We start from the raw sequence: 6,436 nt of genomic DNA, 5'->3' as shown, positions 1-6,436 counted from the left end.
CCGCAGCGCGGGCGGGCTGTTCAGCCGCTACACACTCTCGAACCCGACCTACTGGTCGGCGTGCGGCGCCGGGGTGGTCATCATGCTCGTGATCGTCTACGTGCCCTGGGCGCAGACGATGTTCAAGACCGGACCGTTGAGCGCGCTCGACTGGGGATTCGTCCTGCTCGCGGCGGCCATCTTCGTCGCTTTCCGCGAGGTCGGCCGGATCGTGGGCAAGCGCCGCACCCTCGCACAACGCTCAGCCCAGCTCATGCCCCGCGGCTGAGACGCGCCGCCGCACCCATCTGTTCCACGGCCTGCTCGAGGATGGGGCGGCCAGTTGCAAAGATCATGCGGGTGAATCCGCGCCCCGGAGCGCCGCACATCACACCGTCCGTCATTGACACCCGGGCGTTGTCGCGCAGGAAATCGGCCGCGTGATCTGCGAAAGCGTACTCCCGCCAGTCGAGCCAGGCGATGTAGGTCCCCTCCGGCATCGAGTAGCGCACACCGGGAAGGTGCTCGGCGAGCAGGTCGCCGAGGGCGCAACGGTTGCCATCGAGGTAGGAGACGACCTCGTCGAGCCACTCCCGGCCAGAAGTGTAGGCGGCCGTGTTGGCGATCACACCCAGGTTGCCGGCACCGTGGCTCGCCATCGCGCCGACCTTCTCCCAGACGCGCAGATCGGCGTCGTTGCTCAGGATGATCTGTGCGCACTTGAGGCCGGCGAGGTTCCACGCCTTCGAAGCGGAGGTCGCGGTCACCGTGTGCGAAGCGGCAGCATCCGATACAGACGCGTACGGCACATGCTGCCGACCCGAGAAGACGAGAGGAGAATGGATCTCATCCGAGAACACGCGTGCGCCGCGCCGGTCGATGATCTCGCTGAGCGCCGACAGCTCATCTCTCGTGAACACGCGGCCGACCGGGTTGTACGGATTGCACAGAATGAACAATCCGCCCCGCGGAGCGAGCGCCTCATCGATCGCATCGAGGTCGAGCTCGTATCGGCCGTCCGTCTGCGTCAGCGGCACTTCGATGACTTCACGACCGTGCGCCGGCGGAATCGAGAAGAACGGCATATACGCCGGAGTCGGGAGGATCACGGGTGCGTCCGGGTCGCTGTAATGCTCGATGGTGACTTCGAGCGCCTTGATCACATCGGCGAGCGGAGAGATCGCGCTCGCCGGAACCTCCCAGCCCGAGCTCTGCCGCAACCATCCAGCGGTCGCCACCGACATCTCTTCGGCCAGCTTCGGCGGAAGGTAGCCGAACCGGGCAGAGCTGACCGCGGCGTGAAGGGCCTGCTCGATGGGCGGGGCGACACCGAAGTCCATTTCAGCGACGAATGCACCGATCGTGTCGGGAAACATCGACCACTTGACGCTCCCGCCGGCGCGGAGATCTTCTATGCGGATGGCGTCGAACCTGTGCTCGGTCATTCTGTCTCTCCTTGGGTGGGCAACGATGGTGGCGCCGGGAAGGCCAGGCGTCGGCGCGCACTTTCGGTCGTGGCATCGGTCACGACGTGATCGCGCAGGTACTCGCGCAGGTAGGGAAGCGCGATATCGACGACTCCGTGCTTGACCGCATAGATCACGCCGGCGTCGAGGAGTCGCTGCCGATAGACCCCCATGTACCGCGCGTTCACCCCGAGGGTGACGCGCAGGTCGGAGACCTTCGATGGGCCGTCGACCGCGGCCATCGCGGCGAGCACTGTGCGGTCTGTGTTCGACAGGTCGCGCAGAGACGGTTCGAGGATGTGCGACCCCATTGTACGGCGCGCTCTGCGGTAGGCGTTCTGGACGTCATCGAGTGAGATCTCCTGGTTGCCGGGGTGAGCGCGCCACGCGAGGTCCCCGATGAGCTGAGCGAGGAAAGGATAGCCCTGCGTTGCGGCGGCGGCGTAGGCGAGCGCTTCGTCGCCGATCACGCGCCCGGCATCCGTGATCGGCTTGCCGAGGGCTCTGAGCACATCGTCGTAGTCGAGAAAGTCAAGAGTCTGCCGAGACGCGCGACGCAGGAACGTGAGCGATCGCGCTCCCAGGAGTTCGCTGATGGACGATCCGAGGCCCGCCCCCACGAAGGCCACTTCGCGATCCTGGCGAATCGAGTGCTGAAGCTCCGCGACGAAGAAGCTGAGATCGTCTCGGGCCGCGAGGCTGATCTCGTCGAGAGTGATGAGGATTCCCCGGCCACCCGCCAGTTCGCTGAAGTCGGCGAGCTGACTGCGGAGCGTCGGAGTGGGCTGCGGATGATCGACGAGCGTGGTCGTGATGGTCGCGCCGGCGACTCCCGCGCCGGTGATCCGACGAGCCGGCGGAGGATCGAGCACGCTCAGGATGCGCGGAAGGTGCGTCGACGTGATCCTTTCCGCGAACCCCGGCGTAGCCGTTTCCGACACCACGAACCAGCCGCGTTCACGAGCGACATCCTCGAGAGCATTGACCATGACGGTCTTGCCCACACCGCGGAGGCCTTCGATGAGGGTGACGCGCTCCTGGCCCCATGCGCCGACGTCGATGGCAGCGCCGAAGTCGACGATCAGATCATCGCGTCCGACGAGCACGGGCGGCGTCTTTCCGAACCCGGCCCGGAACGGGCTGTCACTGCGATCCTCCATCGTGTTTATACCCTTTAGATTCTTTAGATCTGGAGCTCCAGTTTAGACGCTCGAGGGCCGCTTGTCGGCAGCCGGTGCATCGCGTTCTCCACAGGACGCGTCCGCGGCGGGTTATCCACAATCAGCTCTTGACCGGGGATTCGTCGGCCCGGGTGTCGGAGGCCCTCGTCATGATGGAGGCATGTCCCGCTCGACCGAACCGACCCCGTCGCCCGAGTTCACGCCCGGCGATCTCCGGGCGCTCGACGCGGTCACCGGGCGAGTCGTCGCGGCGAGAAAGGCGAGAGCCGCAGCCGATGCGGCGGAGCTGCGTGCTCTCGCCGACGCCATGGCTCTGGCCACCCGACGCCGGTCGACTCTCGGATCGGTGGACTCGCGGCAGAGTGACCTGCCGGTGCGCGAGATCGCGGCGGAGCTCGCCGCGGCCATGCGAGCATCCGACAGGTCGGTGCAGGCGCGCCTGGGTGACGCAGCCGATCTCGTTGCGCGATTCAGTTCCTCCGTCCGGGCGCTGGAGGTCGGGGACATCGATCGGGGGCACCTGGCAGCGATCGCTGAGGCCGGGGGCCGGATCGATGACGAGCAGGCGAGAGCAGCCTTCGAAGGCGCCGCGCTCGGAGTGTGCCGGCGTGAGACGCCGGGGCGCGCCCGTCCGATCCTGCGGATGCTCGCGCAGCGGTTCGATCCGACCACCCCGCAAGAGCGCCACGACGCTGCGGCGGCCGGCCGGCGCGCGTGGGTCATCGACGGCGAAGACGGAATCGCCGATCTGACCCTGCGCGGCTCCGCCGTGATCATCCACGGCGCGTTCGATCGGGCCACACAGATCGCCCAGTCGATCATCGAGGCGCGGAAGGCAGAGGTCGACGACGCTGATGGGAGTTCGCCTGTGGCCCGGGACACCCGCAGCCTGAACCACGTCCGGGCAGACGTCCTCGCAGATTTGCTGCTGACCGGGCACGCCACCGCCTCGGAATCAGCTGCCACGACTCCGGAAGCAGAGGCGATCGTCGCGCGCGTGCACATCACCATCCCCGCCGCCACGATCGGCGGCGGTGGCGCTGCGGGGGAACTGGCCGGGCACGGCCCTCTTGACCCTCGGACGGCTCGCCACCTGGCCGCGACCGCTCGCGCGTGGACCCGCCTGCATACCGACCCGTCGGGGTGTGTCCTCGCGGTCGACCAGTACCGTCCGCCGTCCAGGCTGCGGAAACTCCTTGCCGCCCGCGACGAGCACTGTCGCTTTCCCGGCTGTCGGCAGCCCGTGTGGCGATGCGACATCGATCACACGATCGACCATGCGCTCGGCGGGGCGACGGAGGTCTGCAATCTCGCCCACCTCTGCCGCCGACATCACGTTCTCAAGCACCACACCGCCTGGACCGTTCGGCAGAAGCCCGGCGGCATCCTCGAGTGGACGAGTCCGACCGGGCGCGTCCATCCCGATATCCCGACGCGTGTCCTCGCTTTCACCGCTACCGCGCCGCCCGAGGCGCGGCCCGAGGCGCCGCCGCCGTTCTGACGGGTGATCGCTCCCCACCGACACAGTGTGGGGCGCCTGAGCAGTCAGTCCGCCGGAACCCCTGCCGCGACGGCCTGATCTTCTTCGCTGGCCACGAGCTGGCCGCACGCGCCGTCGATCTCCTTGCCGCGGGTGTCGCGGAGGGTCGTCGGAATGCCGGCCTCGTTCAGGCGCCGCACGAACTCGTTCTGCACCGGAACCTCGGATGCCGTCCACACCGATCCGGGCGTCGGGTTCAGCGGGATCGGATTGACGTGCACCCACCCGCGGCCGCGGGCGTTGAGCTTCTCTGCGAGCAGGTCGGCGCGCCACGCATGATCGTTCATGTCCTTGATCAGGGCGTACTCGATCGAGACGCGGCGCCCCGTCTTCTCGAAGTAGTCGCGCGCGGCATCGAGGGCCTCGTCGACCTTCCACCGCGAGTTGATCGGGATCATCTCATCGCGCAGGTGATCGTCCGGCGCGTGCAGCGACAGGGCGAAGGTCACCGGGATCCCCTCGGCGGCGAGCTTGTTGATCGCCGGCACGAGTCCGACGGTCGACACGGTGATGCCGCGCGCGCTCATCCCGAGCCCGTGCCTTTTGTCGACCATCGTGCGCACGGCCTGCACGACGCGGTTGTAGTTGGCGAGCGGCTCGCCCATCCCCATGAAGACGATGTTGGTGACGCGCTCTTCCTCGTGACCCACGCGGCGCGGGTCACCGAGACCGCCGTCGGCGATCAGGCGGTTGGCGCGCACGACCTGCTCGACGATCTCGGCCGCCGACATGTTGCGGGTGAGACCCGCTTGCCCGGTCGCGCAGAACGGGCAGTTCATGCCGCATCCGGCCTGCGACGACACGCACAGCGTGATGCGGCCGGTGTAGCGCATGAGCACCGACTCGACCAGAGCGCCGTCGTGCAGCTTCCACAGGAACTTGATCGTGTCGCCGCGGTCGGTCTCCAGGCGGCGCACTTCGGTCAGCAGATGCGGGAGCATGTCCGCGGCGAGCGCTTCCCGGCCGGATGCCGGCAGATCGGTCATATGAGCCGGATCAGACGTGTAGTGCTCGAAGTAGTGCTTCTCGAGCTGCCCGGCGCGAAAGCCCGGCATCCCGAGGTCTTTCACCTTGGCCACACGCTGCTCAGGGGTGAGATCGGCGAGGTGCACCGGCGGCATTGCGCGCTTCGGCGCTGCGAACTGCAGAAGCGGTTTGCCGTCGGCATCCTGCTTCTGCGTCCACCCCTCGGTGCGCGGGCGGACCTGCCGGGGGCCGGTGCTGCGCACGGGGGTGGAATCGGAGTCGTTCATGGATCCAGGGTAGCGGCGGCGCCTGGACGACGGCCGCGCAGGAGCCGCGCCAGGTCCGCCCGCTCGCCCCGGCGGGAGAGAATGGATCAGTGACCTCTCTCCTGCCCACCGCCACCCGGACCGTGTTCATCGATGTCGATGGGACGATCCTCGAACACGGCTCGGTCATCGCCCCATCGACGGTCACCGCGATCCGCGCGGCGCGCGCGAACGGCCACCTCGTCTACCTCTGCACGGGCCGGTCCGCCGGTGATCTGCATCCCTTGGTCCGCGCGATCGGCTTCGACGGGGCCATCACGAACGGCGGCGCGTTCGCGACGCGCGGGAATGAGCTCGTCGTGTCGCACGTCATGCCCCGTGCCGACGTCGACCGGATGGTCGGCTACTTCGACGAACACGGCATCCATTACTTTCTGCAGACCCACCAGGCCGTCTTCGCAAGCGAGGGAATCGGGGCCTTCGCGGGAGAGTTCTTCCGGCAGCGGCGCGCACGGCACAGCGAGGACCTGCGGCGCCTCGGGCTGGATGCCGAAGAAGAGCCGCTGCCCGCACTGCGTTACCGCCCGATCGACGGCATCGACTACGACACCGTGGCCAAGAGCACCTTCATCAGCCCGCAGTCCGACACTCTCGCCCGCGTCGAGGACGCGCTCGGCGATCGGTTCCATGTGATCCCGGGCTCCATCCCCATGCCCGGCGGCTCGAACGGCGAGGTAGCCGTGCGCGGCGTGAACAAGGGATCGGCGATCGTCGAAGTCCTCGCGCTGCTCGAGCGCGACACCGCAGGGACCGTCGGCATCGGCGACAGCTGGAACGACGTCGAGATGTTCGGCGTCGTCGAAACCGCCGTCGCGATGGGAAACGCCGACCCCGCGCTGCAGGAGCGAGCCCAGCACGTCACGACCGGCGTGCTCGACGACGGCGTGTGGAACGCGTTCGTCACCCTCGGCCTGATCTGACCCGCAGGCTCATCCCGAGCAAGCTTCAGCAGCGGCACCGCGGCTCCGCTGTCCCGCT

At 67.9% G+C, this 6,436-nt stretch carries 6 protein-coding genes; 3 read left to right on the top strand and 3 right to left on the bottom strand.

Features of this window, described 5'->3' with window-relative positions; all coding sequences use genetic code 11:
• The coding region (locus QZV81_RS09950; RefSeq protein ID WP_292836537.1) for a cation transporting ATPase C-terminal domain-containing protein at positions 1-268 on the top strand (268 nt) is incomplete at its 5' end.
• Here the strand turns inward: QZV81_RS09950 and QZV81_RS09945 are convergent.
• Both QZV81_RS09945 and QZV81_RS09940 read right to left on the bottom strand, forming a co-directional pair.
• Positions 252-1,424 carry an aminotransferase class I/II-fold pyridoxal phosphate-dependent enzyme gene (locus QZV81_RS09945; protein WP_292836535.1) on the bottom strand — a complete coding sequence of 391 codons (1,173 nt, stop codon included), beginning with the start codon at positions 1,422-1,424 and terminating at the stop codon, positions 252-254. The genes QZV81_RS09950 and QZV81_RS09945 overlap by 17 nt on opposite strands.
• Complete coding sequence (locus QZV81_RS09940) at positions 1,421-2,605, bottom strand: ATP-binding protein (protein WP_292836533.1); 1,185 nt, start codon at positions 2,603-2,605, stop codon at positions 1,421-1,423. Before QZV81_RS09940 ends, QZV81_RS09945 begins: the two co-directional genes overlap by 4 nt.
• A gap of 181 nt (positions 2,606-2,786) precedes the next feature.
• Here QZV81_RS09940 and QZV81_RS09935 point away from each other — a divergent pair, with 181 nt between their 5' ends.
• Positions 2,787-4,127, top strand: a complete 1,341-nt coding sequence (locus tag QZV81_RS09935) for an HNH endonuclease signature motif containing protein (RefSeq protein WP_292836532.1) — start codon at positions 2,787-2,789, stop codon at positions 4,125-4,127.
• A gap of 44 nt (positions 4,128-4,171) precedes the next feature.
• Here the strand turns inward: QZV81_RS09935 and rlmN are convergent, their stop codons facing one another.
• Complete coding sequence (rlmN, locus tag QZV81_RS09930; protein ID WP_292836529.1) at positions 4,172-5,419, bottom strand: 23S rRNA (adenine(2503)-C(2))-methyltransferase RlmN; 1,248 nt, start codon at positions 5,417-5,419, stop codon at positions 4,172-4,174.
• Between the two features lie 89 nt (positions 5,420-5,508).
• Here rlmN and QZV81_RS09925 point away from each other — a divergent pair, with 89 nt between their 5' ends.
• Positions 5,509-6,378 carry a Cof-type HAD-IIB family hydrolase gene (locus QZV81_RS09925; protein WP_292836527.1) on the top strand — a complete coding sequence of 290 codons (870 nt, stop codon included), beginning with the start codon at positions 5,509-5,511 and terminating at the stop codon, positions 6,376-6,378.
• The last annotated feature ends 58 nt before the right edge of the window (positions 6,379-6,436 follow it).

Source organism: Microbacterium sp., assembly GCF_011620665.1.
Classification (GTDB): domain Bacteria; phylum Actinomycetota; class Actinomycetes; order Actinomycetales; family Microbacteriaceae; genus Microbacterium.
Note: the sequence above shows the minus strand (reverse complement) of the source record. Positions and strands in the feature narration are given on the sequence as shown.